The sequence below is a fragment of the Seongchinamella unica genome, assembly GCF_004354085.1.
In the GTDB taxonomy this organism is placed as follows: Bacteria; Pseudomonadota; Gammaproteobacteria; order Pseudomonadales; family Halieaceae; genus Halioglobus; species Halioglobus unicus.
This window is the reverse complement of record NZ_SMSE01000001.1, coordinates 988,468-1,014,479: the sequence shown is the minus strand read 5'-3', so window position 1 is coordinate 1,014,479 and position 26,012 is coordinate 988,468. Positions and strand designations below refer to the sequence as shown.

Below are 26,012 nucleotides of genomic sequence, written 5' to 3'. Positions count from 1 at the left end.
TCCGTTATCTGGTCACTGTGAATCATAGTTTTCGTTGCTGAGCCCCCGGGGGCAATGGTCGCTAGGGCCACAAATTATTGGATTCGCGGTCAGCCGGGACCCCAGTCCAGTACGCGAAGCAGCAGTGATGCGGCAATCGCATACATAATCAGGGCGATCAGCCCATCGAGCATCTTCCAGGCCCGGGGTTGCTGGAAGATCGGGGTCAGCAGGCGCGCGCCGTAACCGAGGCTGAAAAAAAATGTCAGTGAGGCGGCAACCGCGCCGGCCGTGAACATCAATTTGTCACTGTACTGGGTGGAGATCGAACCGATCAATACCAAAGTATCCAGGTAGACATGGGGATTGAGCCAGGTGAACGCCAGGCAGGCCAGGGCAGTTTTCCAGGCGCTGGCGGTGGCATCGCCGGCGGGGTCCAGCGCATGCTCCGCGGTAAATGCCGAGATCAGGCTGCGGCTGCCGTAAGCGATCAGGAAGGCGGCTCCGCCCAGGCTGGCGATCGATTCTATCGCCGGAAAGCTGGCGATGAGCGCGCCGAACCCCGCCACGCCGGCGACGATCAGGATGGCATCCGACAGGGCGCAAATACCACACACCATGAACACATGGTGTTTTTTTAAACCCTGTTTGAGCACAAATGCATTCTGGGCGCCGATTGCCAGGATGAGTGACAGGCTGAGGGAGAAGCCCGCGACGAGGGCGTTCACTGGTGGGTCTCCTGGCAAAAACGTTTGCAGCAGTGTAAGTCGCGTCCAGGGCGCTTACAATCTGGGCTATGCTAGCCACTGATTCAATACCGACCCGTGAGTGAAATGAGATCGTTTACATGCAGATTCCTGGTGACTGTTTCAACCCTGTTCCTGCTCCAGGCCTGCGCGTCCCCGGCGCCGCAGCCGATGGCGACTCCCGTGACTGCTGAGTTGGGGGCCGGGGGCCGCCCGGTCGGGGAGATCTGGTCCCGGAGCCCGGTGTACGGCAGCAAGGGGATGGCGGCCACCGCACAGCCCCTGGCGTCCCAGGTCGCCCTGGATATCCTCAAACAGGGCGGTACCGCGGTGGATGCGGCCATTGCCGCCAATGCGGCGCTGGGCCTGATGGAGCCTACCGGCAACGGAATTGGCGGTGATATTTTTGTTATCGTCTGGGATCCCGCCAGCAGGCAACTGCATGGTTACAACGGCTCCGGGCGCTCTCCGAGGGGGCAGAACCTGGCCGAGCTCAAGTCTCGTATCGATGCGCTCAAGGCGCAGGGACAGTTACCCGCGGACGCGCGGGGTATTCCCTCGCACGGACCGCTGCCGGTGACGGTGCCCGGGACCGTGGACGGTTGGTTCGCCCTGCATGAGCGCTTTGGCAAGCTGCCCATGAACCAGTTGTTGGCGCCCACCATCGACTACGCCCGGGAGGGGTTTCCGGTCAGCCCGGTGATTTCCTACTACTTCGACCGCAGCTGGAAGTTTTTCAGCCAACGGTTTGCTGGCACCCCCTATCTCGACAACATCCGCAGCACCTGGTTTCCGCAGGGCCGGGCGGTGGAGCCGGGGGAACTGCTGACCAATCAAGACCTGGCTGATACCCTGGAAACCCTTGCTCTTGAGGGTCGCGACGCGTTCTACAAGGGCAGTATTGCCCGGCGCATGGCAGGCTACTTCGAGGGTATGGAAGGGGGCCTGGCCTACGAGGACTTCAGCCAACACCAGGGCGAGTGGGTCGAGCCGGGCAGCGTCAATTACCGGGGCTACGACCTTTACGAATTGCCACCCAATGGCCAGGGGTACGCGGCCCTGCAGATGCTCTCCATCCTCAAAAACATCGACCTCAGGCAGTGGTCCCGCGGCTCCGCCGAGGTATTCCACTACCTGGTGGAGGCCAAGCGCCTCGCCTTTGAAGATGTGGCGCGCTACTACGCCGATCCGGACTTTGCCGACATCCCCCTGAACGGTTTGCTGTCCGATGACTACGGCCGGCAGCGATTTGCTGAAATCGATCCGCTACGGGCCTCGCCTGAATTCGGCCCGGGCGAGCCCAGGCTGGAAGGCGAGGGCGATACCACCTACCTGACTGTTGCCGATGAGAGCGGCATGATGGTGTCGTTGATCCAGTCCAACTACCGCGGCATGGGCTCCGGCATGGTCGCCGACGGTACCGGCTTCATGTTGCAAAACCGCGGTGAGCTGTTCTCCCTGGACCCGGAGCACCCCAATGCCTATGCGCCGGGCAAGCGTCCCTTTCACACCATCATCCCTGCCTTCCTGATGCAAGACGGTGAGCCGGTCATGAGCTTTGGCCTGATGGGCGGCGGCATGCAGCCCCAGGGCCATGTGCAGGTTCTGGTGAACATGATCGACTACGGCATGAATGTACAAGAAGCGGGTGACGCTGCCCGCTTCCTGCACGACGGCGGACGACAACCCACGGGTAAGCATGGTGACCCGCTGGGTACCCTGTATGTTGAGCCCGGCGTGCCCGCCGAGACGGTGGAGCGGCTGCGCGCCATGGGTCACCATGTCGAGGTGGATCCAAGCGGTGTGCGCTTCGGCGGCTACCAGGCGATCAGGGTCGACAGGGAAACAGGCAGCTACGCAGGCGCCACCGAAATGCGCAAGGACGGAACTGTTGCCGCCTGGTGACTTGATTGAGCCGGGCTGAAACGGGCCACAACACCGCGTTGGCTGTGTTGTGGATGATTGTTGCACTGGCCTGCTTCTGCCTGCTGGCGATTGCCAGCAGGGAGCTAACGGCCAGTCTGGGCACCCTGGACATCCTGTTCTGGCGCAGCCTGCTGGGCTGGGTCATTGTGACCACCCTGCTGCTCAGCTCGGGAGGGCTTGCTGCCGTGCGCATGCCCCGTCGGGTCATGGGCTGGCATCTACTGCGCAACAGCAGTCATTTTTTCGGCCAGTGTGCCTGGCTGATGGCGATCGCCGCGTTGCCCCTCGCTGAAGTGTTTGCCCTGGAGTTCACCACCCCGCTCTGGGCTGCGCTGCTGGCAGCGCTGTTTATGGGCGAGTCCCTGAGTCGCGGGCGCTGGATATCGCTGGTGCTTGGCCTGCTGGGCGTGCTGTTTATTCTCAGGCCAGGAGCTGCGGTCATTAATCCCGCCAGCCTGGTTCTGCTGGCGGGCGCTATCGGCTTTGGTGTCAGCGTTATCTCTACCCGCCGACTCACCCAGTTGTTGCACGGGAACGGGCAGACGTTCCTGATTATCCTGTTCTATATGACCGCCATGCAGGCCTGTTTTTCCCTGCTGCCTGTTATCGGTGAGATGCAATTGCCAGATTCACGCAACTGGCTCTGGTTGCTGGTTGCGGCGATCACGGCGCTGGCGGCACATTATTGCCTGAGTCGTGCCCTGTCGCTGGCGGATGCCGCGGTGGTCATGCCAATGGATTACCTGCGACTGCCATTGATCATGTTGCTGGCCTGGCTGATATACGGCGAAACCGTCACTCTGTCGCTGGTAGCGGGCTCGGCACTGATTGTTGCCGGCAACGCGGCGGGGCTTTTTCTTGAGGCGCGAAGACTGAAGGTCCGGGGCTACGGCTGAGCTCGCGTTGCCGGAGTGCCGTCGCGCCCGGGCCGGCCACCGAGGGATTGCCGGAGCAACCGCCCGCTGTCTGATGCTGCTGGAAACCCGGTCTACGGCTGCTGTAAATGGCCCTTGCCGGGTACGTAATTGACCTCGATGCGAATACCGTCCGGATCTTCGAACAGGGTGGAGTAATAGCCCGGGGCCCACTCCGCCTCCTGTGGCTCGCGCACGATTACCGCGCCGAGGTCCACTGCGGTGCGATACAACTCGTCCACGTCTTCACGGCTCCGCGCCCGAAAGCACAGGTGGTGCAGCCCGGGGCGTCGCTGGTGGAAACCGTCGCCCGCCAGGTCCGGGTCGGCGGGAGCGATGGCGAGCCCGGTCTTGCCGCCGATACAGTAAAAATAATTGGGGTCGTCAAGCAGGGTGACCATGTTCATGCTGTGCAGGAGCCGCTCGTAGAAAGGCCGGGATCGGGCCATGTCCGATACGGTGAGCTGCAGGTGTGCCATGCCGCTGATGTCTGCCACGGGAGCGCCTCTCGATGGTATTGCAAAGCATCAGCGTAGCAGCTTTGTGAAGACCTGGCCGGAATCGGCAGCGTGTGCTCTGAGAGGTTAGGTCGCCCAATGCCAGGGACTCTGCTTGATCCCGCCTCGCGGCGACCGACAGTCAGACGTCGCGCAATATCTCCCTGGCCGCGTTGTGCCCTGGCGCCCCGGTGACGCCGCCGCCAGGATGGGTGCCGGCGCCGCACATGTACAGGCCACTGATCGGTCCCCGGTAGTCGCCGTGGCCCAGCATGGGCCTGGCACTGAACATCTGGTCGATACTGAGCGCCCCGTGCATGATGTCGCCGCGGGTGAGGCCAAACTTGCGTTCCAGGTCCAGGGGGCTGAGCACCTGTTTGCCGACGATACTTTGCTTGAAACCCGGGGCGTACTTTTCCACCTGGTCGAGTATTTGCTCTGCGGCAGCGTCCCGGTGCTGGTCCCAGTCCACATCGGGATCGAATTGCTGGCAGAACAGGCTGGCGACATGCTGCCCGGGCGGGGCGAGGCTGTCGTCCAGCAGGGAGGGGATCAGCATTTCCACCAGCGGCTCCCGGGACCAGCCGTGCTCTCGGGCATCGCGGTAGGACTTGTCCAGGTAGTCCATGGTAGGACCGATGACGATGCCACCTGTGAGGTGGTCTTCAGTGGCCCGCGCCTGTTGCTGCAGGCAGCTGAACCGCGGCAGGGAATCGAGTGCCACGTTCATACGGAAGGTACCCGAACCGTTCCGGTACTGGCGGATACGGCGGGAAAACTCAGCCGGCAGCTCAGCCGGGTCGACCAGGCGGCCGTACAGTAATGAAGGATTGACGTTGGACACCACGGCTCTGGCGCGAACGGTCTCCCCGTCGGCCAGCTGGACGCCAACCGCCCGGCCGTTTTCCACCAGCACCTGTTCAACCTCGCGATTGACCTCGATTTGCACGCCGCGCTCCCTCGCGGCAGCCGCCATGGCCTGGGTGATGGCGCCCATGCCGCCGATGGCATGGCCCCAGAGGCCTTTCTTGCCATTGACCTCGCCGAAGGCGTGGTGCATTAACACGTAGGCTGAGCCGGGCGTCCGGGTGTCGGCGTAGTTTCCCACCAGGCCGTCGAAGGCGAAGGCACCCCTGACGAAATCGTTCTCGAAATACAGCGCCAGGAAATCCGCCACGCTTTTGGTAAAGATATCCATGACGATGCGTTCGTCTTCCAGCGGGAGCTTGCGCAGTCGGTTGGCGAAGCCGGCCATCCTGAACAGGTCGCGGAGACCGCCGCCGGCGTTGGGCGGTGTTTTCAGCAGATAGTCGCGGATCAGGTCCGCGACCATGCCCGTGTCCCTGTTGTAACGCTCAAGGGCGTCGGCGTCAGCCCGGGAGTAGCGGGCAAGTTCGGCTTTCAGGGCCTCACTGCCCGCAGGGAAGGCGATAAAGTCGCCGCTGTCGTTGGGCCACAGGTTGTTAACCTTGCGCTCCACGATCTTCAGGCCGTGGCGATACAGGTCCAGGTCGCTGATAATTTTCGGGTTGAGCAGGCTGACGGTGTATGAGGCTACCGAGTTGCGAAAGCCCGGATGGAATTCCTCGGTGATGGCGGCGCCGCCCACAACAGGGGCACGCTCGAGGATGCGCACTTTACGGCCGGCCCGGGCCAGGTAGCTGGCGCAGACCAGGCCATTGTGGCCACCGCCGATAATAATGATATCCAGGGACATGTGCGGCTTACCTGCTGAGATTCGCTGCGAGCGGGAGGCGGCCCAGCTTGCGGCCTGCCGACCCCGGGTGCAATTGCCCTGTGAATCCGTCAGTCACTGAAGTCCCCGGCGCTGGCTTGCATCATTTCTTCCAGGAACCAGACCGGAAACTGGCCGACGAACTTCTGCATGTCCCAGTAGTCGCTCCAGCGATAGATCAGCCCATCCCGGATCTCGTGCATGGTGGCAAAATTGTGCGAGGCCGTTTCACCGCTGGTGAAGGTCCAGGTTTCAGTGTGGTCGAGAAACACCACGTCACCTTCGGCGACCAGATGGTGCGTTTCCTGCTCCTGTTTGCTCAGGTGCCTGAACGCGATCTGCAGCCGCCTGACGCAATTGTCCGGCCCATGGGCCCCCGGGTCATCGCTGGGCACATCGCGATAATGGATATCCGGGTGCATGCAGCTTTTCATGGTTTCCCAGTCCATCTTACTGAGGGCGAGCCACATTTTCTCGACGATTTCGCGGTTCTGTTGTACTGACATACCCGGTTCCCAAATAGTGTTGAGCTGTTGCCCGCTGATTCGGCAGAGGCTGTTTACCCGCTTCCGGTGCCTGCGTATTCCCGCTTCAGTTCCACAACCTGTACCCGGTAGGACGCGTACCACTGTTCGCGGCCCAGCTGCTGGGCCCGCTGGTGCAAGGGGTCCTGCTTCCAGCGGCTGATCTGCTGCTCACTGTCCCAGTAAGAAATCGCCACTTCCTGGTTTCCCTCGGTACAGGAAAAAAATTCCCGGCAACCGTAGCGTTCCATCGCCAGTGTACGCAATTGCTCGGCCAGTTGGACATATTCCGGGTTAAGTTGCCGGATGTCAGCCCTGAAAATCACTGCATACATATCACATCTCCGAAGGCACCAGCAGGTTCCTGACGGTATTCCAGGTGGTCCGGTCTGCCGCGCAGATCAGCCCGGTGCCGCCAGGGCCCGGTCGATAGTTCGCACCATCGTAGCGCCCGGCATGGGCACCCGCTTCGCTGACGATAAGCACACCGGGCGCGTGATCCCAAACCAGGGTACGGTAGTAAAACACGAACTGGTATTCGCCCCGCGCCAGTGCCCGGTAATCGCTGCCGGCGCAACCACTGGCCACCGTCATACCCAGCTGCCTCGCGCCCTTTATTGCCGGGTCGCGAAGTTTCCCTGGCAGGTATTTGGTGGACAGGGCGCCGCAAATATCCCCGGTCTCTCCGGTATAAGCGTCTATCGCAAGGTGGCTTCCATCCAGCTGCGCGCCGGCGCCGAGTTCAGCCTCCAGCATGGTATTCTCCACCGGATCGAAAATCCACGCCGCCAGCGTCTCCCGCTGGTGGACAAGGCAGACCATCACTGCGATGGGCCCCTCCCCGGCAGCAAAATTACCGGTGCCGTCCAGCGGATCGATGACCCACACCGGCCGCGTTGACTCCAGTGCAAGCATCAGGCCGGGGTCATGGTGCACCGCTTCCTCGCCAATGACCAGGGAACCGGGCATCAGGGAGAGCAGCTCACGGCTGATGAATTCCTCGCAGGCCCGGTCGGCCACAGTTACCAGGTCCCCGGGCTGTTTCTGCTCAATGTGGTGCTGGTGAAGATTTTGCCAGAGGGGGAGAATCTCCCGTGTCGCCGCTTCGCGGAGAATGCCCGTGATTGCCTGGTGATCAATGTTCATGACATCCCGGCGGTTCAGGGATAGTGAAACCCGGTACAGTCTTCGCTGATCTCCCAGAGCCTGGCGGCGGCTGCATCGTCCCTGGCCCAGGGTTTGGGTTTGGCCTGTTTGCAGTTGGCGAAGTAGGCGCCGCTGATGCCGGCCACCGCATCGCTCTGGCACAGGTAGATCGAGGTTTCCGCGCCCTTGTCCGGGTTGCGGAAAAAGGGTTTCAGCAGTTTCGGCAGCAGGTTCGCCAGCAGGCCTTCATTCTGCGAGCCCAGGGAGGTTGCCACTGCACCGGGGTGCAGGCAGTTGACGGTAATGTTGCTGTCTGCAAGTCGAGTCGCCAGGCTGCGGGTAAACAGGATATTGGCCAGTTTGGAGCGGCCGTACTCTCGAAATGTTTTGTAGCTCTGCTCGGCCTGCATATCCTCAAAGCCCATGCCTTTGACGAAGGCGTGGGCATCGGAAGCAACGTTGACGATGCGCGCCGCGGGCGCCTGTTGCAGGGCGGGCAGGAGCAACCCGGTGAGCAGGAAGGGGGCGAAATGATTGACCGCCAGGGTTTCCTCGAAGCCATCCGCGGTCACCCTGCGCTCGGTATTCACCAACCCGGCATTGTTCAGCAGCACGTCGATCGGCTTGCCCAGGGCCAGGGTTGCGGCGGCCGCCTCGCGGACGCTGTCCAACCGTGCCATGTCCATGGTGATGAGGGTGGGCTCGCTGCCGCCGGCGGCCATCACCTCCTCGGCCAGCGCTTCGGCTTTCTCAGGATTGCGGTTGAGCAGTGTCAGGTCTGCGCCCAGTTGCCCCAGGGTCAGTGCGCTGCTGCGCCCGATGCCGGCGGTCGCGCCGGTGATAACAATGTGCTTGCCGTTCAAGTCCATGTGCCTGGCCCTCTGTCAGGCGATGAGCGCTCGCCCGGGAATGGATTGCAGTAACTGTCGGGTGTATTCCTGCTGTGGTCGCTCGAACAGGTCGTCGCCGGTGCCCTGTTCCACCACTTCTCCCTTGTACAGCACCAGTATCCGGTCCGCCAGGTGGCGCACCACGGCCAGGTCGTGGGAGACAAACAGCATGGTCAGGCCATACTCGCGGCTCAGTCCCTGCATCAGGTCCAGTATTTGCGCCTGTATGGTGACATCCAGGGCGGACACCGGCTCGTCGGCCACCACGAACTCGGGGTGGGTGGCCAGGGCACGGCCGATGGCGATGCGCTGGCGCTGCCCGCCGGAGAATTCGTGGGGATACTTGCGGACGAAGTTGCGGGCCAGGCCCACATCATCCATCAGCTTCAACACCCCGCTGGCAACGGTTTTGCGATTCTCGATGCCGTGTAGCAGTAACGGTTCCGCCAGGGTATCGAATACGGTCATTCTGGGGTTCAGTGAAGCGAAGGGGTCCTGGAAGATCATCTGCATGCGGCTGCGGAAGTTCTTCAGGTCGCCGCCCTCCAGCCGGGTGACATCGGTGCCGTCGAAGGTGACCGATCCCGAGGTGACGTGCACCAGCCGGAGGATCGAGCGTCCTATGGTGGACTTGCCTGAGCCGGACTCGCCCACCAGCCCCAGCACCTCGCCGCGGTTGATGTCGAAGCTGACGTCGTTGACGGCCTTCACCGGTTCCTTGTGCCTGCCCTGCTCGAACCAGGTACAGAGCTCGCGCACCTGTATCAGTGGCCGGGTTTCCCCCGCCATCGGCGTTTTGCTGCCCGCGGGGATGGCGGCCAGCAGCTTGCGGGTGTAGGGATGCTCGGCGTTGTGGAAGATGTGCTGGCTGTCGCCGCCCTCGACCACCTTGCCCTGCTGCATCACAATAATCTGGTCCGCGATGTCAGCCACCACCGCCAGGTCGTGGGAGATAAAGATCACACCGATGTCCCGCTTGGTCTGCAGGTCAGCGATCAGCTTGAGAATCTGCGCCTGGATGGTTACATCCAGGGCGGTGGTCGGCTCGTCGGCGATCAGCAGCTTGGGCTCATTGATCAGCGCCATGGCGATCATGACCCGCTGGCGCATGCCGCCGGAAAACTGGTGGGGAAAGTTTTCAAACGTGCTCTCGGGGTCACGAATACCGACTTCCTCCAACAGCTCCAGCGCGCGATTTTTTGCCTGTTCCTTACTGACGTGCTTGTGGTAGAGCAGCGGTTCCATCAGCTGCTTGCCGATGGTCATATAGGGATTGAGGCAGGTCATCGGGTCCTGGAAGATCATCGCCACATCCCGACCGCGAATCTCCCGCAACTGGGCCTCGCTCATTTGCAATAGGTCCCGCCCTTCAAATAGCGCCTCACCGCCGTCAATGCGTCCCGGCGGCTGGGGTATCAGCCCGAGCATGGAATAACAGGCTACCGATTTGCCGGAACCCGATTCGCCGATGATGGCGGTGATCTTCCCTGTCTCGACCGAGAAGGAAATACCGTCCACGGCCCTGTTGGTGCCCATGCGGGTCACGAAGCTGACCTGCAGGTTATTGACTTCCAGTAGTGCCATCAGTCCTTGGACCTCCTTACGTCGAGAGCGTCGCGCAGGCCGTCACCGAGGAAGTTGAGTGAGAACAGGGTCAGCGTCAGTGCCAGGCCGGGGAAGATCAGCAGCCAGGGGAACTCTTCCATGGTTTCCGCTCCGTAGGAAATCAGCAGGCCCCAGGAGGTTTGCGGCGGCTGGATACCCAGGCCCAGGAAACTGAGAAAGGCCTCCAGCAGCATGACCGAGGGAATGGTCAGGGTGGTGTAAACAATGATCGGTCCCAGCGCATTGGGTATCAGGTGCCGGCGGATAATGGTGCTGGGCGGCAGTCCGAGGGAAATGGCCGCCTCTACAAACTCCTGTTGCCGCAGCTGTTGTACCTGTGAGCGCATGATACGGGCCATGGTCAGCCATTCCACGGCGCCAATAGCCAGGAACAGCAGCAGGATATTGCGGCCAAACACCACCATCAGCAACACGATGAAAATCATGAAGGGCAGGGCGTAGAGGATATCCACGAAGCGCATCATCGCAGCGTCCACCCGGCCGCCGACGTAGCCGGCGACGGCGCCCCAGCTGATACCGATAATCAGCGCCACCGAGGTTGCTACAAAGCCGACGGCCAGGGAGATCCGGCCGCCATACATGATCTGGGTCAGCAGGTCGCGGCCGAAAATGTCGGTGCCCAGCCAGTGGGCCGCCGAGGGCGGGGTAGCGCCAAGGTCCAGGTTCTGGGTCTCGTAGGAATAGGGTGCGATCCAGGGTGTGAGAATGGCAATGATCACGAACAGGATCAGGGTAATGCCGCCAAACAGCGCCAACTTGTTTTTGCGCAGCCGCAGCCAGGCGTCGTGCCACAGGGAGGAACCCTGTTCCGCTTCGGTAATGTCGGTAATCACTTCGGTGGTCATCTTATTACTGCTCCCCGAATTGTGCCCGCAGTCGGGGGTTCATCCAGGCGGCGAGGATGTCCGACAGCAGGTTAAACAGCACGATCAGGGTAGACAGGAACACGGTGGTCCCGAGGATCATGGTGTAGTCGCGGTTAAAGGCGGCCTGCACATAAAAGCGGCCCAGCCCGGGAATCTGGAAAATGGTCTCGACCACGAAGGAGCCGGCGAGCAGGCCGGCAAAGGCAGGACCGAGGAAAGCCACCACCGGGATCAGGCCGCCACGCAGGGCGTGTCGGGTGACCACCTGCCATTCCGGCAGACCCTTGGCCCGGGCGGTGCGAATATAATCCTGGGACATGACTTCCAGCATGCCGGCCCGGGACAGGCGGGCAATATAGGCGGCATAGGCGGAGCCGAGGGTGATGGACGGCAGCAGCTTGTCCCCGGGAATATCGCCCCACCCGGATACCGGCAGCCAGTCCAGGTGGATGCCAAACACCAGCACCAGTAGCGGTCCCAGCAGGAACGAAGGCATGCAGATACCGATCATTGCCGCCGTCATCGGTATGTAGTCCTGGGCGGTATTGGGCTTGAGTGAGGCGATCACGCCGGCGAGGCCGCCGATGACGACCGCCACCAGCAGGGCGTAGAAGCCAAGCTCCGCGGTTACCGGCAGCCCGGCGCCGATCAGTTCATTAACGCTGCGACCGGGGTACTTGAAGGACGGGCCGAACTCTCCCCGGGCCAGGTCCCCCAGGTAGGCGGTGTACTGGGAAAACAGCGGCTGGTCCAGCCGGTACTGGGCCTCCAGCGCCGCTTTCACCTCCGGCATCACGGCTTTTTCGCTGTCGAATGGCCCACCGGGCGCGATGCGCACCAGGAAGAAGGTAACGGTGATCACTGCCAGTATCACCGGGATTGCCTGTAACAGGCGGTAGCCGATAAATCGCCACATGTTGTCTACTAACCCTCGCCTTTCCAGACCGGGATCGCCGGGTCCAGGCTGATGTATTTGTAGTTCTGTACGTCGAGCACGTTGGGTGGTGCTCCTTTAACGCTGGGTTGAACCAGGTGCTTGCTGTTATAGGTATAAAGTGGCAGCAGCGGAACTTCCTCCAGCAGGATGGCTTCCGCTTCCCGCATCAGCGCGTTACGTTTCTCCGGGTCCGCCTCGGCGGGCGCCAGTTCGAGCATTATTTCATCATATCGCGCATTGGAGAAGCCGGTGCGGTTGATACCGCTCTCGCTGGTGAAAATGTTCAGGTAGGTCGCCGGATCCAGGTTCGAGGCAATCCAGCCCATCCGGGACAGGGTGTAGTCCCCCTCGTTGATTGTGTCCAGGTAGACTTTCCACTCCTGGTTGGCCAGGGTGATGCTGATACCCAGGGCTTCCTGCCACATTTGCTGCAGGACAACGGCGATTTTCCGGTGGTTCTCGCTGGTATTGAAAACAAACTCCATCCCGGGCCAGCCCTCGCCGCCGGGGTAGCCGGCCGCTGCCAGGAGCTGGCGCGCCCGTTGCGGGTCGTAATCCGGGGCGGGGGGAGACTGGTAGCCCGGTGTGTTGACCGGTACCAGTGCGGAATTGGGTACCTCGGTTTTCAGCAATACAGTATTGACGATTTTCTGCCGGTCGGTGGCCAGCGCCAGTGCCTGTCGCACCCGCTTGTCGTCCAGCGGGTCACGCCTGACGTTCAACTGGAGGAAGTAGGTCCCCTGCCAGCGGTGTTGCTGGTAGGGGGAGTTGTCCATCGCCTGGTAGCCGGGAATTTTGCTCAGCGGCACCAACTGGGTGAAGTGCAACTGCCCGGCCCGGAACATCTTTTCCTCGGCGGTTGCGCTCTCAATGGGGTGAAACACCACGGCATTCAATGTCACCTTTTCGCGGTCCCAGTAGGTCTCGCTGCGCGTGACCACCAGGCGCCGGTTGAGCTTCCACTCGCTGAGAACAAAGGGACCGTTGCCGACAAAATTGCCCACCCGGGTCCACTGGGCAAAACGGTCAGTCCATTGTCCATGGGCTTCCACGGTGGCGCGATGCACCGGGTAGGTGGGATAGGTGCCCATGGTGCTGAGGAAGTAAGGGTCGGGGTTGTTCAGGCGGATACGCAGGGTCAGGTCGTCCAGCACGTCTATACCCACAGACTCCGGGTCGGTGTTCCTGCCGGTGGCAAAATCCTGGGCGCCGACAATACCGAACAGGGTATAGGCCAGCTGGTTGCCCAGCTGCGGGTGGAGGGAGCGATGCAGTGACCAGCGGAAGTCTTCGGCGGTGACCGGGTCGCGATTGGACCAGCGGGCCCGGGGATTGAGGTAAAAGGTGTAGACCTTGCCGTCTTCCGAAATGTCCCAGCGTTCGGCAACGCCTGGCACCATTTCCATGGTGTGGGGGTGGCGGGTGACCAGCCCCTCGAACAGCGCCCGGGCGATGTTGACCTCGGGAGAGCCGCTCATCACGTGCGGGTCGATGCTCTGGGGTTCGGTGCCGTTGCCGAAGTGGAATACGCCGTCGCGGTTGCCCGCGGCGACGTTGGATTCGTTGAAGCCGCAGCTGCCGACGCACAGCGCCAGCAGGGCTGCGAGGAGAGGACCGACCCACCGCGTTGCGCTGTTGTCGGTAGCCATGGCGTTATTCTGCCCGCTTCTGCTGGTCCCAGTCCGGATCCAGCCAGACGTACTTGAGGTTGAGTGAGTCCATGAGGTTGGACGGCAGGCCCTTCACGCTGGGGTGAATCAGGTGTTTGCTGGTATAGGTGTAGATCGGCAGGATGGGCATCTGCTCCATCAGCATGGTTTCGGCCTCGTAAAAGATTCTGTAGCGCTCTTCCTGGGTCTCGGCCTGCGGGGCCAGCTCGAGAATCATTTCATCATAGCGGGGGTCGGCGAAGCCGGTGTTGTTGTTGCCGCCGTCAGTAAGGTAGAGGTCGAGGAAGTTGTTGGGATCGACGTAGTCGCCGATCCAGCCGCGACGGGCAATCTGGAAATCCATCTGGGTGACGGAATCGAGGTAGACCTTCCACTCCTGGTTGGAAATGGTCACCGCAATGTTGAGGACGTCCTTCCACATCTGCTGCAGGGCGACGGCGATTTTCCGGTGGCTCTCCGAGGTGTTGTAAATCAACTCCAGCCCGGGCCAGCCTTCGCCATTGGGGTAGCCGGCATCCGCCAGCAACTGGCGAGCCTGCTGCGGGTCGTACTCGAACAGTTTGGGCGGGTAGTATCCCAGGGTATCCGGTGGCGTGATGCTGTAGGCCGGCACATTGGACTTCTGCAGTACCGTGTCATTGAGCTTGTGCCGGTCGATGGCCATGGACAGGGCCTTGCGTACCCGCACATCATCCACCGGCGGACGCCTGGTGTTGATCAGGTAAAAGTAGGTCCCCAGGTAGGGCGCCTGGACGTAGGGCGTGTCCTCCATGGCCTGGTACACCGGAATCTTGTCCAGGGGAATGGTCTGGGTGTAATGCAGCTGGCCCACCCGGAACATCCGTTCCTCGGAAACCAGGTTTTCTGTGGGGTAGAAGATCACCCCATTGAGCCTGACCTTGTCGCGATCCCAGTAGGTATCGCTTTTTTCCATGCTGATGCGGCGGTTGAGCTTCCATTCCTTGAGGTTGAAAGGCCCGTTGTTGACCATGTTTTCCACCCGGGTCCAACGGGTGAATCGATCGGTTTTCTTGCCGTGCTTGAGAATCGTTTCCGGGTGAACGGCAAAAGTGGAGTAGTGGTCCATCAGTTGGATGAAATAGGGGGTAGGGGCGTTGAGATTCACCACCAGGGTCTGGTCGTCCGGCGCCTTGATGCCTACCTGCTCGAAATCCTCCAGTTCGCCCTTGGCATAGGCCTCGGCGTTGACGATGGGGAACAGCATGTAGGCATAGAGATTACCCATGGCCGGGTTAAGTGCCCGCTCCCAGGACCAGACAAAGTCTCCGGCGGTCACCGGTTCACCGTTGGACCAGCGTGCCTCGGGATTGATGTGGAAGGTGACCACCTTGCCGTCAGCGGAAATATCCCAGGATTCGGCGACTCCGGGTTCGGGCTCCAGGGTGTAGGGGTTTTTGACCGCCAGGCCTTCGAACAGGGCGCGTATCAGCTTGTTTTCCGGCACCCCGGTGACCACGTGCGGATCCAGTCCCTGTGGCTCAGAGCCATTGCCGTAATGAAGAATTCCCTCGCGGTTACCCTGGACCACGTTGGATTCACCGCCGCCGCAGGCGGCGAGCAGTAGTGCGAGAACGACAGTGGCGAGATTGCGGATCATGGGTGGTGCCCGGTATGGATTCAAGCGCTTATTATACAGAAATCACCTGCTTTCGCGCCGCGGCGGCTCAGGCCACCGGTAAACCCAGGCGATTCCACTGGATCATACCTCCCGCGAGGTTGGCGGCCCTGTCGACACCTGACTTGAGCAGGATCTGTGTCGCCATTGCCGAGCGTTTGCCGGACTGGCAGATAGTGATTACCGGCCGGTTGTCGGGTATCTCGTGCAGGCGGTCCCGTAGCTGATCCAGTGGAATCAGTAGCGCGTTTGCCAGATGTCCCAACTCGCCAGCGTATTCACCGGGGCCGCGAACGTCCAGCAGGCACAGTTCACGGCTGTGCCTGGCTACCCAGTCCGGCGGCACCTCGGGGATGCCGGCAAAACTTTTCGTTACCGGGCCCCAGTCGGGGGTGTCCGGTACCACACCGTCCTCGGGCTTGCCGCCGCGCAGGTTGGCGGGTACCGCGATATCGATCAGCCGGGGGTGGGGCAGTGCCATGTTCTCCATGTAACCGACGAAGTCCTCCTCCCTGGCCTCCCCGCCAATGCGCGGATTGAAGGCCTTTTCCTCGGCGACGGTGGAAACCGTGCGACCGTCATAGTCGTGACCGGGGTACAGCAGGCAGTCCTCCGGCAGGGAGAAAATCTGCTCGCGGATACTGCGCCACATGCGGTGGGCATCACCGGCCTGGAAGTCGGTGCGCCCGGCGCCCCGGATCAGCAGGCAGTCGCCGGTAAAGGCCATATCCTTGTCCCGGGTCACGTAGGTAAGGCAGCCATCGGTGTGGCCGGGGGTCGCCCGCACCGAGACCGACTGGTTGCCGAAAGCCAGCACGTCACCATCATTGACCTCGATATCCGCCTCATCGACGCCCGCCTGGCCGGAGATCACCGTCTGCGCGCCGAAGGTTTTCCGCATCAGCCAGGCACCGGTCACGTGATCCGCGTGTACGTGGGTATCCAGGGCGTAGCGCACCTTCAAGTCCAGCTCGCGGATCAATGCGGCATCCCGTGCGTGCTGTTCGAAAACCGTATCAATCACTACTGCCTCGCGGGTGTCGGGGCATCCCAGCAGGTAGGTGTAGGTAGACGAATCGGAATCGAACAGTTGGCGAAAAATCATGCTGCGCTCCCCGGGCTTTCGGCATGACGATTCTAGCATCACTCTGCTTGCGCCAGATTGATCTGGTTGGGTAAAAGCGTTGTTACCGGCGGAGCCGAAATCCATTGGAATGTTATCGTGGCTGGCGCCCACGCTGCTCCTGCCCCGAAGGAAAACTCAGTCGAGGCTCTTGTGAAAACGTTTGGTCGCGATGGTCAGCATGATGGCGGCGAATGCCAGCAGCCATAACAGTTCAGCCCACATCTGGCCGGCCGTCGCCCCGCGGAGGTAAACGCCACGAATCAGACGCATGAAATGCGTGGCCGGTAACAGCTCGGCGATATGCTGGGCGGCCCGTGGCATCGCATCGAAGGGAAACATGAAGCCGCTCAGCAATATGGAGGGCATGAGTATGAACACTGTCATCTGCATCGCTTCCATCTGGGTTTTGGCGATGGTGGAGATCAGCAGCCCGAGGGCAAGGCTGGCGCCGATAAAGGCCAGGGTGACGACAGACAGGTCGAACAGGGCGCCCTGGAACGGCACGTTGAACACCAGTCTGCCCAGGCCGAGAATGATAGTGATCTGGATGAGCCCTACAAACACGTAGGGCAGTAACTTGCCCAGCATCAGTTCCAGCGGGCGGATGGGCGTGGTAATCAGTAGCTCCATGTTGCCCCGCTCGCGCTCCCTGACCAGCGCCACCGAGGTGAACAGGATCATGGTCATGGTGAGTATGATCGCGGTCAGGCCGGGCACGATGTTAACTTCCGAGCGTCGCTCCGGGTTAAAAAACAGCGCCACTTCGAAACTGGGCACACGCTGGGTATAAGCCCCCGGGGGTACGCCCGCCTCGAGTTTCAGCGGCATGGTACGCAGGCCCAGCAGGGCGGAACCGACCATGGTGTCTGAACCGTCGACCATCCATTGGCCCACGGTCGCGCCATTGGCCAGTCGTTGCGGCAGGTCGCGCGGCAGTACCAGGGCGGCGCGCACCTTGCCGGCGACGATGGCGGCCTCGGCCTCCGCCGGGGTGTCGTACTGGGCGACGATATCGACCACCTGGCTTACCCGTACCTGTTCGCTGATCACTCTGGCAGCGGCGCTGTCGCTGAGATCCACTACCGCCACCGGTATGCCGCGTACCATGGTGTTGATGGCGAAGCCGAACAGCAATAACTGGATGAGAGGAATCATGACCACCATGCTGAAGGTCACACGGTCGCGGGACAACTGGCGCAGCTCCTTGGTGGCGACGGCGCTCATACGCTGCAGGCTGCTCATCAGCGAACTTCTCCCCGGGTACAGGCCACGAACACATCTTCCAGGCTGGGTTTGCCGACATGAATGCGCAGCTCCTCGCCGGCCAGTTCCTGGTGCAGGCGACTGATGGCGGCATCGCCGGTATGGCCGTTTTCTGCCATCAGTATCCTCAGGTGCAGGCCCTGTTGGGCGGCCGACTGGACACCGTCAATGCGCAACAGCCTCTCTTTCACCTGGCGCAGGTCTGCACCCTCGATTTCAATCACCCTGCCCGCCAGCGCCTCCATCAGGTCCTGGGGGGCGCCGTGCTTGCGCAGGTGGCCGGTTTCCAGTATCGCCAGCTGGTGGCAGCGCTCGGCCTCGTCCATGTAATGGGTGGAGACGAGCACCGTAGCCCCCTCGTCGATCAGGTCAAACAGCTTTTCCCAGAAATCCCGTCGGTTCTCCGGATCGACCGCCGAGGTCGGTTCGTCCAGAATCAACAGGTCGGGCTGGTGCAGGGTTGCCACCGCCAGCGCCAGTCGCTGGCGCTGGCCGCCGCTCATGGCGCCGGCGAGACGCCCCCGCATACTGCCCAGCGAGTAGCGGTCCAGCAGCTGGCTGACCCTGTCCCGGGCTGCGCTCCGAGCCATGCCGTAAATGCGCGCCATGAAGTGCATGTTCTCGCTGACGCTCAGGTCGTCGTAGAGCGAGAACTTCTGTGTCATGTAGCCGATACGGCGCCGCAGTTGCTCGGCATCGCGGGGAATCTCCAGTCCGAGTACCGAAATGTCGCCGGCGCTGGGGGTCAGCAGGCCGCACAGCATGCGTATGGCGGTGGTTTTCCCGGAGCCGTTTGGCCCCAGAAACCCGTAAATCTCGCCCCGGGGAATTTCCAGATCCAGCCCGCTTACGGCCGTCAGGTCGCCGAACTGCTTGCTGAGCCCCCGGGTCTCGATGGCGAGCTCAGTCATGCCCCAGGGCACCCTCTCTGGCTTCGCCATTCACCTTGTGCCCCAGGGCACCCTCTCTGGCTTCGCCATTCACCTCGTCGGCGAGCATGACCTGTACCGGCACTCCCGTGGGCAGGTCCGCGCCCTCCAGCAGGTCGAACTCGGCCAGGTAGACCAGGCGGGCGCGGTCGGAGGCGTTCAGTGCATAGTAGGGGGTGAAGGCGGGGTCAGTGGCGATCCAGCGCAAGATGCCGGTATACATGCGGTCCAGGCCATCGATATGCACCGGGTATTCGTCGCCCACCCTCAGTCGTGCCCGCCAGGGTTCAGGCACGTATACCCGGGCGAAGGGCTTGTCGCCGGCGAGCATGATGGCCAGCGTCGCGCCCAGGTTGACCCGTTCACCCACGTTCCAGGGCAGGCTGTCCAGGTAGGCATCCCGGGTAGCAACCACTGACAGCTCGGAGAGCCGGTGTTGCTCCAAAGCCAGCTGCGCTTGTGCCGCCTGCAGGGTAGCGGCCCCGGCATCAAGCTGTTCCTTGCGGGTGCCGTTGGTCAATCGCAGCAGCTCTTCCTCGGCGGATTCCAGGTTGGCTTCCGCCGCGTCGCGGCCCGCCCGTGCGCGATCGAGCTGGGCCTGGGCCGCCAGCTTCTGTTGCACCAGCGAGACCATTCGCTCATAGCTTGCGGTTGTCTCCACCAGGGTGGCCCTGGCGCCGGCTACCCGGGCGGTGGCGGCGGCAATGTCCTCGGGGCGGGCACCGTTGCGCAGTTCATCCAGCTGTGCTGCGGCACGCCCCACCTCCGCCTGCGCGCGGGCAACGATGGCTTTCTGTCGACTGTCATCCAGCTGCACCAGCAGGGTGCCTGCGGTGACCATGGTGCCTTCGGCTACCGGTTGGGCGGTGATGATTTCATTGTCGGTGGCTTTCAGGACGACCCTGTCGCGCTCCAGGGTGCCCAGGGCCTGGTTGGAGGCCTGGTCACCGCAGGCGGTGAGCAGGTTGAGAGACAGGCACAGAGCAAGTAGCCGAATCACGGACGTCGGGCTCCTTTGGGGATGGTTGTTTCTGGTTCGGGTCCGGTGAACAGCATAGCGCAACTGTGGAGGAGAGACTCATTGTGACAGGCATGCACCGTGGTCCCGGCGCTAGCGGGGATCACAGTAAAAGGTCCATCACAGGATGATCAGCTAGGCCGGGAGGATATTGGCCGGCTGGATCCCCGCTTGCGCGGGGATGACGGAAGTGACTCAGGCCGCCGACTGGTCCGCCGCCACCGGCGGTTTGCCGACGTAGGCGGCGCGCGGTCGAATCAGGCGATTCTCCTGGCGGAATTCCAGGAAGTGGGCGATGTAACCGTAAACCCGGGCCATGGCGAACATGGCGGTGAAGTAGTGGCTGGGAATGCCGAGGCTGTGGAACACGGCGCCCTTGTAGAACTCCACGTTGGCCCAGATTTCCTTGCCGCGCTCGCCGAACTCGCGCTGGCAGGCTTCTTCCACGGCGATCAGCGTAGCCAGCAGGTTTCTGCTGTCCTCGTCCTGGCACAGTTCGACGGCCATCGGCTTGAGAATCTTGGCGCGTGGATCGACCGTGCGGTACTCGCGGTGGCCCATACCCATGATCTTGACCTTGTTGGCCAGGCATTCCCTGACGTAGGCGTCGGCCTTGTCGGGGCTGCCGATCTCCATCGCCATTTCCAGGGCCGCCTGGTCGGCGCCGCCGTGCAGCCTGCCGAACAGGGTGCCGATTGAGGCAGAAATGGCCGACTGGATGGGGGCCAGGGTACTGGCGCATACCCGGCCGGCAAAGGTGCCGGCATTGAAGCTGTGTTCCATTTGCAGGATCTGGGCCGCGTCCAGCATGCGCACCTGATCCGGCGAGGGGGCCTTGCCATGGAACATGGTCAGGAAGTTTTCATGGCGCAGCTTGCCGGCGATGGGATGGAGAATCACCTTGTTCTGCCCCAACCGATGGTGGGCGGCGATCAGCCCGGATATCTTGGCGGCGATAAACAGGCCCTGCTCGGCGTCCAGCCCCTTGCCCAGGGTGTCTTCCTCGGGCATTTGCAGCAGGGGAATCATGCCCTGCAGCATCAGCATGGGATGAAGGTCCCGTGGCACCTGCCCCAGCAGGTCCTGTTCGCTGTGGGTGAGGCGCGCGTGACGACACATGAAGCTCTTCAGCCGGCTCTTTTCCTGCTCGTCGGGCCACTCGCCGAACACCACCAGCCAGGCCACGTGGAGGAAAGGCACACCGATCAGGTCATTGATATCGATACCGCGGTAGGACAGCAGGCCGGAGTCGCCCTGCACGTCGGAGATGGCGGTTTCGCCGACAACGACCCCTGCAAGGTCATAGGAAAATACGGATTGGGTGTCAGACATGCTTGCGGCTTCCTGCTTTTGGTAATTTTTCACAGTATACTCGCGGTCTTGATTAGTTGGGTTAATTTTACTTATCAAACTATAAGGCAGGCTTATATGCGCTTGGAAAACAGTGAGTTACGGGCGTTCCGGGCTGTGATCGAGGACGGCGGCTTTCGCCGGGCTGCAGAATCCCTGCACCTGAGCCAGTCCGCCGTGAGCCAGGCTGTGGCCGGCCTCGAAAGCAAGCTGGGCACAACGCTGATCCGCCGCGGCAAGGAACTGCGGCTGACTGACGCCGGCCGGCGGCTGTTCGACCACGCCTTTGAGGTGTTGACCGGTGAGCAGCAGACCCTGGAAGATATCGCCCAGCTGCGCCAGGGACAGTCGGAGACACTCAACCTGGCGCTGAGCGCCTCGATCAACCGCTTTTACGCACCGGCGCTGATCAGCGAGTACTACCGGCGCAACCCGCAGGTGCGGATGAAGATCTCCGAGATGCCGGCCCGCAATATCATCTACGCGGTGCTGGCGGGTAACGTTGAGCTGGGCTTCGGCCCCTTCCAGAAAGACATGCAGGCCTTTACCACCGTGCCGCTGTACACGGACAGCCGCCATCTCGTGGTGAGCCCCGGCCACCCGCGCTACGAGGACATGAAGAAGGGCGACGCGGAAGCCCTCAGGCAGACCCCGCTGATCACCTCCGCCCTGGATAATCCCGACCTGCGGCCGTCTATTCTGCGGCTGCGAGACCAGTTCAGTACGGTCTGGGAAGTGAGCAGCCTGTTGCTGCGCATTCACATGGTGAAAGAGGGTATGGGGGTAACATTTATCGACCGGAAGCTGCTGCGCGAGGACGATGACTGCGCCAACTTCCACGTGATTGATGACGTGTCATTCAGCACCATCGACAAGCAGGTGGGTCTTTATTACCGCAGCGGCAAGCAGCTCAATGCGAGTGCCGGTGAATTTGTCGCCCTTTGCGAGCAACACTGGAACTTGTAGAGTGTTGCGTTCCGGGAGGGGGACAACATGGCAATAAGTCTGCGCAGCAGCAATCTGCAGAAGCTGGGCGAGCAGGTCTACGATGTGCTGATCGTCGGCGGCGGCATCAATGGCGCGGTGGCAGCCGCGGCGCTGGCGGGCCGGGGGGTGAAAGTGGCGCTGATTGAGCGCGAGGATTTCGCCAGCGGCGTCAGTTCAAACTCCTCCAATCTTGCCTGGGGTGGCATCAAGTACCTGGAAAGCCATGAGTACCTGCTGGTCAACAAGCTGTGCAAGTCGCGCAACGAGCTGATGCGCGCCTATCCGTCCACCGTGAAGGAAATCCGCTTTTTTACTACTATCCAGAAGGGCTTCCGCTTCTGGCCGTTTGTTGTCTACCTGGGCGCCGTGGTGTACTGGCTGATGGGGCGCTTCAAGACCGCTGCACCCCGGTATTACAGTGCCCGTGACCTGGAACGGCGCGAGCCGGTGGTCAATACCAGCAATGCCGCCGGCGGCCTGGAGTACTCCGACTGCTACCTCTACGACAACGACGCCCGCTTTGTTTTCAACTTCATCAGGACGGCACTGAACTACGGCTGTATTGCGGCCAACTATGTGGAATCGATAGACAACCGCCGGGTGGGAGAGCTGTGGTACACCCGGGCCCGGGACAGTATCGATGGCGGGGAGCTGCAGATTCGCTCCCGGGTGCTCATCAACGCCTGTGGCCCCTACGCCGACGCCCATAACCGGCTGTCAGGCGAGCACACCGAATACCGCCACCTGTTTTCCAAGGGCATACACCTGATTGTCGACCGGGTGACCGATAACAAACGGGTGCTGACCTTTTTCGCCAGCGACGGGCGCCTGTTTTTCCTGATTCCCATGGGACCGAAAACCTGCATCGGTACCACCGACACCCAGGTGGCGGATCCCGAGGTAGGGGTGACCGACGAGGACAGGCGATTCGTACTCGACAATGTTAACGCCCTGCTGGACATCGATCCCCCCCTGTCCATGGACAGTATCATTGCCGAGCGGGTCGGGGTGAGGCCGCTCGCGGTCAAGGGCGAGGGCGGCGAGGCCGACTGGGTGCAGCTTTCCCGCAAGCATGTGATCGAGCAGAGCGAGCACCATCGGCACCTGACGATTTTCGGTGGCAAGCTCACTGACTGCCTTAACGTGGGCAATGAGATCGTTGACAAGGTTGCCGCCATGGGCGTGGTCGTGCCGCTCCCGGACAACTGCTGGTACGGTGAGCCCTCGGCGAGCCAGCGCGAGGAATTCATGCTGCAGGCCAGGCTGATGAACCTGGATGCGCTCACCGACCCGAGTTCTTCCGAGCCGCTGTCGGAGCGCTTCTGGCGGCGTTATGGCACCGCCGCCTTCGGCCTGCTGGAGCATATCCGCGAGGATGAAAGCTGTGTCGAGCTGTTGATCGAAAACGCTGAGTACACCCGCTGTGAGATTGAGTTGGCAGCCCGCCGGGAAATGATCGTCAAGCTGGAAGACTTTATGCGCCGGCGGTCGAAGATCGAGCAGGTGTTGCGCTGGTCTGATATCGAAAAAGCCCCCGGCCTCGCAGAAGCCTGCGAAATCCTGTTTGCAGACGCAGCGCAGTCTCGCCTGCGTGAATACCTGGCCGGACATGGGCCGGGGCCGGGCGCGGCGCCGTGAAAAAAGCCGCTATCGGGCTGCTGTGCTTGTTGCTGGTGCTCGGTGTGGCAATGGCGGTGGCGGTCAATCGGCTGCTGCAGGACACGGCAATGCTGGAGAACGTTCTCAGCAACACCCTGGAACGGGAGGTGCGCATTGGCAAGCTTCGTGAGCTGAGCCTGGGCGTCAGCTCCACGGTATTGATTGAAGACCTCACCATCGCCAATCCGGCGTGGGCGCCGGATCCCTATCTGCTGCAACTTTCCCGGGCCAGAGTGCACCTGCATGTACCGTCACTGTGGGGTGATGGTCCGGTTGTCATCAGTGACTTGACGCTGGTCGGGCTCCGGCTTGCCCTGAGTGAAGCGGAGGAGAATCCCCCCAACTGGCAGTTCGCTGAGCCGGCTGCCGAAAGTGGCGACCTGGGCAGGGAGTCGCTCACGTTGCCGCTGCTGCTAAAACAGGCCCATGTCAGCGACAGTGTGGTGACCTATGAGGCGCCGGGAGCGGAAATACAGGCAAATCTGTCGGGTCAGCTCACTGGCGGCAGGGGATTGCTGCTGGAGGTCGGTGGCCACTGGCAGAAGCAGCCGTTGCAGTTCACTGGCCACACGTCATATGAGGGCGGCGGTTTGAGCCTGTCAGGCATGGGTGAGTATCGGGGGTGGCAGCTCAACGCGGATGGCACGCTTGCCGACCCGCTGGCGTTTCGCGGGCTGGATTTCCAGCTCGAATTGCAGGGTCAGCTGCCGATGCCGCCGTCCCGCCAGCAACCGGCGAGGCAACTGCCCCTGCACCTGGATGTGCACCTGGGCGGTTCCGGGCGCAGCCTGAGTCTCTCTCGCGGGCTGCTGGTATCCGGTGAGAGCCAGTTGACCCTTAATGGCGAGATCGGCAATCCGGCGACGCTCCGTGGCCTCGACCTGGACCTGGTGTTCGATTCCCCCGATATCAAGCCATTGCTGCCCCTGGAGGCCGCCAGCGATCGGCCGGTGCAGGCGGCCCTGGAAGGACGCCTGCGGAGCGACGGTAAAATGCTCCGGCTGGAAAAAATCGTCGGCCGCAGCGGGGGTGTGCGCCTGCAGGGAGACCTTGTCTTGCCCCTCGCCGGCGGCCTGAAGGGCACAGAGATATCACTGTTTGCCCACGGTGATTCGGTGGCCGAAGCGCTCTCGCCCTGGACCGGGGATGGCGCGGAGGATGCGCCCTTCGAGCTGGATGTGGAAGGTCACTGGCGGGATCCGGTCTGGCATGTGGAGAAACTGCACCTGCAGTTGGGCAGTAACAGGCTTGAGGCAGTGCTCGCCCTGATGCCGGAGGAAGGCGGAACCGCGGCAACGGGACAGGTCAATCTCAGTGGCCGGCGGGCCCACCGTGCCCTCGAGGCGCTGGGTTTCCATGTGCGGCTGCCGGACGATGCCTACCTGTTGAGGACCGAACTGGCGCGTTCCGCGGAGGGCGAACTGCGACTCAGCGACCTGGACCTCCAGTTGGGGGGCAGTGACCTCGCCGGCCAGTTTTACTACCGGCCGGGCGAGCCGGCGCAATTGCAGGCTGAGCTGACCGCGAAAACCCTGGACATGCGCTTCCTGTCGCGGTCATTTGACCGTGAAGTGGAGCAGGCGGGTCCCGGGGCCGGGAAAAGGCCGTTTGACGCCAGCACACCGTTGAGCAAGGCGCAGCTGGCTGAGCGCATGATTCCCGCTACGTCGCTGGACTTCCGCTGGCTGAAAAATTACGAGGGCAAGTTCAGCCTGGTGGTAGAAGAGCTGATCGCCCGGGACGACCTGCGCAGCCAGGGCGATTTCAGTTTTACCCTGGCCGAAGGCAAGCTGGTCAGTGAGAGTCTGCAGTGGGGTGGCGGATTCTCCAGCGGTGAGGCCTCCCTGGTCCTGGAGCATCTGGATGCGGGGGCCGCCGTTAACCTGCAAATGCAAAGCCATCGTCTGCCGCTGTTCTGGTTGTTTACCGGCGATCCGACTGCTGAACAGCAATCCAATTACCGGGCGACGATCGCCGCCCGCGGTGCCAGCGTAAGGGAGCTGGCCACCAGCCTCAACGGCACTGTTTACCTGCGCGGCGGTGGCGGCAGGATTAACAACCAGGGACTGAACCTGTTCTTTGGCGATGTCATTGGCGAGATTTTTGCCAGTATCAACCCAATGAGCCAGCAGGAACCCTACACCCAGGTGGAGTGTCATTCCGGCATTATTGTCTTTGAGGATGGCCTGGCCACCCTGGATCCGGGCATGGTAATGCGCACTGACAAGGTTGATATTGCCCTCGGTGGCACGGTCGACCTGGACACCGAGGGACTGGACCTGGTGTTCAATACCCGCTCGCGTACTGGCGTGGGTATCAGTGCTTCCAAGGCCCTGACTCCCTACCTGAAACTGGAGGGTAACTTCAGTTACCCGCGACTGGGTGTGAACGCCAAGGGTGTCGTTATCTCGGGCGGTGCGGCGTTCGCAACCGGTGGCTTATCCATTCTGGCCGAGGGCATGTGGGATCGCTGGATTGCGACCTCGGCCAACCCTTGTGAAGCCCTGTTTGATGAGAGCAAAAAAGCGGAAAGCGAATTTAAAAAGCTGTTTGGCCGTCCCCTGTAATATCTAGCAAGGACCTATCGT

General features: G+C 61.9%; 22 protein-coding genes. 5 read left to right on the top strand and 17 right to left on the bottom strand.

Going from position 1 to position 26,012, the window contains the following annotated elements; all coding sequences use genetic code 11:
* Positions 1-89 precede the first annotated feature (89 nt).
* Positions 90-707, bottom strand: a complete 618-nt coding sequence (locus E2F43_RS04380; RefSeq protein WP_133209941.1) for a LysE/ArgO family amino acid transporter — start codon at positions 705-707, stop codon at positions 90-92.
* 132 nt (positions 708-839) lie between these two features.
* Between E2F43_RS04380 and ggt the strand changes: the two genes are divergently transcribed.
* Both ggt and E2F43_RS04370 read left to right on the top strand, forming a co-directional pair.
* Positions 840-2,630, top strand: a complete 1,791-nt coding sequence (ggt, locus tag E2F43_RS04375) for a gamma-glutamyltransferase (RefSeq protein ID WP_238946745.1) — start codon at positions 840-842, stop codon at positions 2,628-2,630.
* Between the two features lie 5 nt (positions 2,631-2,635).
* Positions 2,636-3,547, top strand: a complete 912-nt coding sequence (locus E2F43_RS04370; RefSeq protein WP_133209935.1) for a DMT family transporter — start codon at positions 2,636-2,638, stop codon at positions 3,545-3,547.
* Positions 3,548-3,639: 92 nt separating this feature from the next.
* Here E2F43_RS04370 and E2F43_RS04365 read toward each other — a convergent pair whose 3' ends face one another.
* The 16 genes from E2F43_RS04365 to E2F43_RS04290 all read right to left on the bottom strand — a co-directional run bounded on the left by E2F43_RS04365 (position 3,640) and on the right by E2F43_RS04290 (position 20,760).
* Entirely contained in the window at positions 3,640-4,062 is a 423-nt protein-coding gene (locus E2F43_RS04365; RefSeq protein ID WP_238946744.1) for a VOC family protein, read from the bottom strand.
* 142 nt (positions 4,063-4,204) lie between these two features.
* Complete coding sequence (locus tag E2F43_RS04360) at positions 4,205-5,779, bottom strand: phytoene desaturase family protein (protein WP_133209932.1); 1,575 nt, start codon at positions 5,777-5,779, stop codon at positions 4,205-4,207.
* Positions 5,780-5,868: 89 nt separating this feature from the next.
* Positions 5,869-6,303: a nuclear transport factor 2 family protein gene (locus tag E2F43_RS04355; RefSeq protein ID WP_133209929.1), complete on the bottom strand. Its 435-nt coding sequence runs from the start codon at positions 6,301-6,303 to the stop codon at positions 5,869-5,871.
* Between the two features lie 53 nt (positions 6,304-6,356).
* Entirely contained in the window at positions 6,357-6,656 is a 300-nt protein-coding gene (locus tag E2F43_RS04350) for an antibiotic biosynthesis monooxygenase family protein (protein ID WP_133209926.1), read from the bottom strand.
* Between the two features lies 1 nt (position 6,657).
* Positions 6,658-7,467 (bottom strand): inositol monophosphatase family protein, encoded by an 810-nt coding sequence (locus E2F43_RS04345; protein ID WP_133209924.1) that lies wholly within the window; start codon positions 7,465-7,467, stop codon positions 6,658-6,660.
* A gap of 14 nt (positions 7,468-7,481) precedes the next feature.
* Positions 7,482-8,336: an SDR family NAD(P)-dependent oxidoreductase gene (locus E2F43_RS04340; RefSeq protein ID WP_133209921.1), complete on the bottom strand. Its 855-nt coding sequence runs from the start codon at positions 8,334-8,336 to the stop codon at positions 7,482-7,484.
* 15 nt (positions 8,337-8,351) lie between these two features.
* Positions 8,352-9,941, bottom strand: a complete 1,590-nt coding sequence (locus E2F43_RS04335) for an ABC transporter ATP-binding protein (protein WP_133209918.1) — start codon at positions 9,939-9,941, stop codon at positions 8,352-8,354.
* Positions 9,941-10,828 (bottom strand): ABC transporter permease, encoded by an 888-nt coding sequence (locus E2F43_RS04330; RefSeq protein ID WP_133209915.1) that lies wholly within the window; start codon positions 10,826-10,828, stop codon positions 9,941-9,943. The genes E2F43_RS04335 and E2F43_RS04330 overlap by 1 nt, the downstream gene beginning before the upstream one ends.
* A gap of 4 nt (positions 10,829-10,832) precedes the next feature.
* The gene (locus tag E2F43_RS04325; RefSeq protein ID WP_133209912.1) at positions 10,833-11,765 is read right to left on the bottom strand and encodes an ABC transporter permease; all 933 of its coding nucleotides are present in this window, start codon (positions 11,763-11,765) and stop codon (positions 10,833-10,835) included.
* 8 nt (positions 11,766-11,773) lie between these two features.
* Positions 11,774-13,435 (bottom strand): peptide ABC transporter substrate-binding protein, encoded by a 1,662-nt coding sequence (locus E2F43_RS04320; RefSeq protein ID WP_133209910.1) that lies wholly within the window; start codon positions 13,433-13,435, stop codon positions 11,774-11,776.
* A 4-nt stretch (positions 13,436-13,439) separates the two neighbouring features.
* On the bottom strand, positions 13,440-15,074 hold the full coding sequence (locus tag E2F43_RS04315) for a peptide ABC transporter substrate-binding protein (RefSeq protein WP_133209907.1): 1,635 nt from the start codon (positions 15,072-15,074) through the stop codon (positions 13,440-13,442).
* Between the two features lie 67 nt (positions 15,075-15,141).
* Positions 15,142-16,197 carry an MBL fold metallo-hydrolase gene (locus E2F43_RS04310; protein WP_133209904.1) on the bottom strand — a complete coding sequence of 352 codons (1,056 nt, stop codon included), beginning with the start codon at positions 16,195-16,197 and terminating at the stop codon, positions 15,142-15,144.
* Positions 16,198-16,353: 156 nt separating this feature from the next.
* Complete coding sequence (locus E2F43_RS04305) at positions 16,354-17,460, bottom strand: ABC transporter permease (RefSeq protein ID WP_133209902.1); 1,107 nt, start codon at positions 17,458-17,460, stop codon at positions 16,354-16,356.
* Positions 17,460-18,392: an ABC transporter ATP-binding protein gene (locus E2F43_RS04300; RefSeq protein WP_133209899.1), complete on the bottom strand. Its 933-nt coding sequence runs from the start codon at positions 18,390-18,392 to the stop codon at positions 17,460-17,462. The genes E2F43_RS04305 and E2F43_RS04300 overlap by 1 nt, the downstream gene beginning before the upstream one ends.
* Positions 18,385-19,410 (bottom strand): HlyD family secretion protein, encoded by a 1,026-nt coding sequence (locus tag E2F43_RS04295; RefSeq protein ID WP_238946743.1) that lies wholly within the window; start codon positions 19,408-19,410, stop codon positions 18,385-18,387. Before E2F43_RS04295 ends, E2F43_RS04300 begins: the two co-directional genes overlap by 8 nt.
* A gap of 213 nt (positions 19,411-19,623) precedes the next feature.
* Complete coding sequence (locus E2F43_RS04290; protein ID WP_133209896.1) at positions 19,624-20,760, bottom strand: citrate/2-methylcitrate synthase; 1,137 nt, start codon at positions 20,758-20,760, stop codon at positions 19,624-19,626.
* 96 nt (positions 20,761-20,856) lie between these two features.
* Here E2F43_RS04290 and E2F43_RS04285 point away from each other — a divergent pair, with 96 nt between their 5' ends.
* From E2F43_RS04285 to E2F43_RS04275, 3 genes are read left to right on the top strand one after another with little or no spacing between them, the layout of a single operon-like run.
* Positions 20,857-21,744, top strand: coding sequence for a LysR family transcriptional regulator (locus E2F43_RS04285; protein WP_133209894.1), 888 nt, complete (start codon positions 20,857-20,859; stop codon positions 21,742-21,744).
* 27 nt (positions 21,745-21,771) lie between these two features.
* Positions 21,772-23,403: a glycerol-3-phosphate dehydrogenase/oxidase gene (locus E2F43_RS04280; protein ID WP_133209891.1), complete on the top strand. Its 1,632-nt coding sequence runs from the start codon at positions 21,772-21,774 to the stop codon at positions 23,401-23,403.
* Positions 23,400-25,991, top strand: coding sequence for an AsmA-like C-terminal region-containing protein (locus E2F43_RS04275; protein WP_133209888.1), 2,592 nt, complete (start codon positions 23,400-23,402; stop codon positions 25,989-25,991). Before E2F43_RS04280 ends, E2F43_RS04275 begins: the two co-directional genes overlap by 4 nt.
* Positions 25,992-26,012 lie beyond the last annotated feature (21 nt).

Excerpts from the sequence above, each read along its gene's own strand:
- E2F43_RS04360 (WP_133209932.1), bottom strand. The coding sequence starts at position 5,779 with ATGTCCCTGGATATCATTATTATCGGCGGTGGCCACAATGGCCTGGTC.
- E2F43_RS04355 (WP_133209929.1), bottom strand. The coding sequence starts at position 6,303 with ATGTCAGTACAACAGAACCGCGAAATCGTCGAGAAAATGTGGCTCGCC.
- E2F43_RS04350 (WP_133209926.1), bottom strand. The coding sequence starts at position 6,656 with ATGTATGCAGTGATTTTCAGGGCTGACATCCGGCAACTTAACCCGGAA.
- E2F43_RS04345 (WP_133209924.1), bottom strand. The coding sequence starts at position 7,467 with ATGAACATTGATCACCAGGCAATCACGGGCATTCTCCGCGAAGCGGCG.
- E2F43_RS04340 (WP_133209921.1), bottom strand. The coding sequence starts at position 8,336 with ATGGACTTGAACGGCAAGCACATTGTTATCACCGGCGCGACCGCCGGC.
- E2F43_RS04335 (WP_133209918.1), bottom strand. The coding sequence starts at position 9,941 with ATGGCACTACTGGAAGTCAATAACCTGCAGGTCAGCTTCGTGACCCGC.
- E2F43_RS04330 (WP_133209915.1), bottom strand. The coding sequence starts at position 10,828 with ATGACCACCGAAGTGATTACCGACATTACCGAAGCGGAACAGGGTTCC.
- E2F43_RS04325 (WP_133209912.1), bottom strand. The coding sequence starts at position 11,765 with ATGTGGCGATTTATCGGCTACCGCCTGTTACAGGCAATCCCGGTGATA.
- E2F43_RS04320 (WP_133209910.1), bottom strand. The coding sequence starts at position 13,435 with ATGGCTACCGACAACAGCGCAACGCGGTGGGTCGGTCCTCTCCTCGCA.
- E2F43_RS04315 (WP_133209907.1), bottom strand. The coding sequence starts at position 15,074 with ATGATCCGCAATCTCGCCACTGTCGTTCTCGCACTACTGCTCGCCGCC.
- E2F43_RS04310 (WP_133209904.1), bottom strand. The coding sequence starts at position 16,197 with ATGATTTTTCGCCAACTGTTCGATTCCGATTCGTCTACCTACACCTAC.
- E2F43_RS04305 (WP_133209902.1), bottom strand. The coding sequence starts at position 17,460 with ATGAGCAGCCTGCAGCGTATGAGCGCCGTCGCCACCAAGGAGCTGCGC.
- E2F43_RS04300 (WP_133209899.1), bottom strand. The coding sequence starts at position 18,392 with ATGACTGAGCTCGCCATCGAGACCCGGGGGCTCAGCAAGCAGTTCGGC.
- E2F43_RS04290 (WP_133209896.1), bottom strand. The coding sequence starts at position 20,760 with ATGTCTGACACCCAATCCGTATTTTCCTATGACCTTGCAGGGGTCGTT.
- E2F43_RS04285 (WP_133209894.1), top strand. The coding sequence starts at position 20,857 with ATGCGCTTGGAAAACAGTGAGTTACGGGCGTTCCGGGCTGTGATCGAG.
- E2F43_RS04280 (WP_133209891.1), top strand. The coding sequence starts at position 21,772 with ATGGCAATAAGTCTGCGCAGCAGCAATCTGCAGAAGCTGGGCGAGCAG.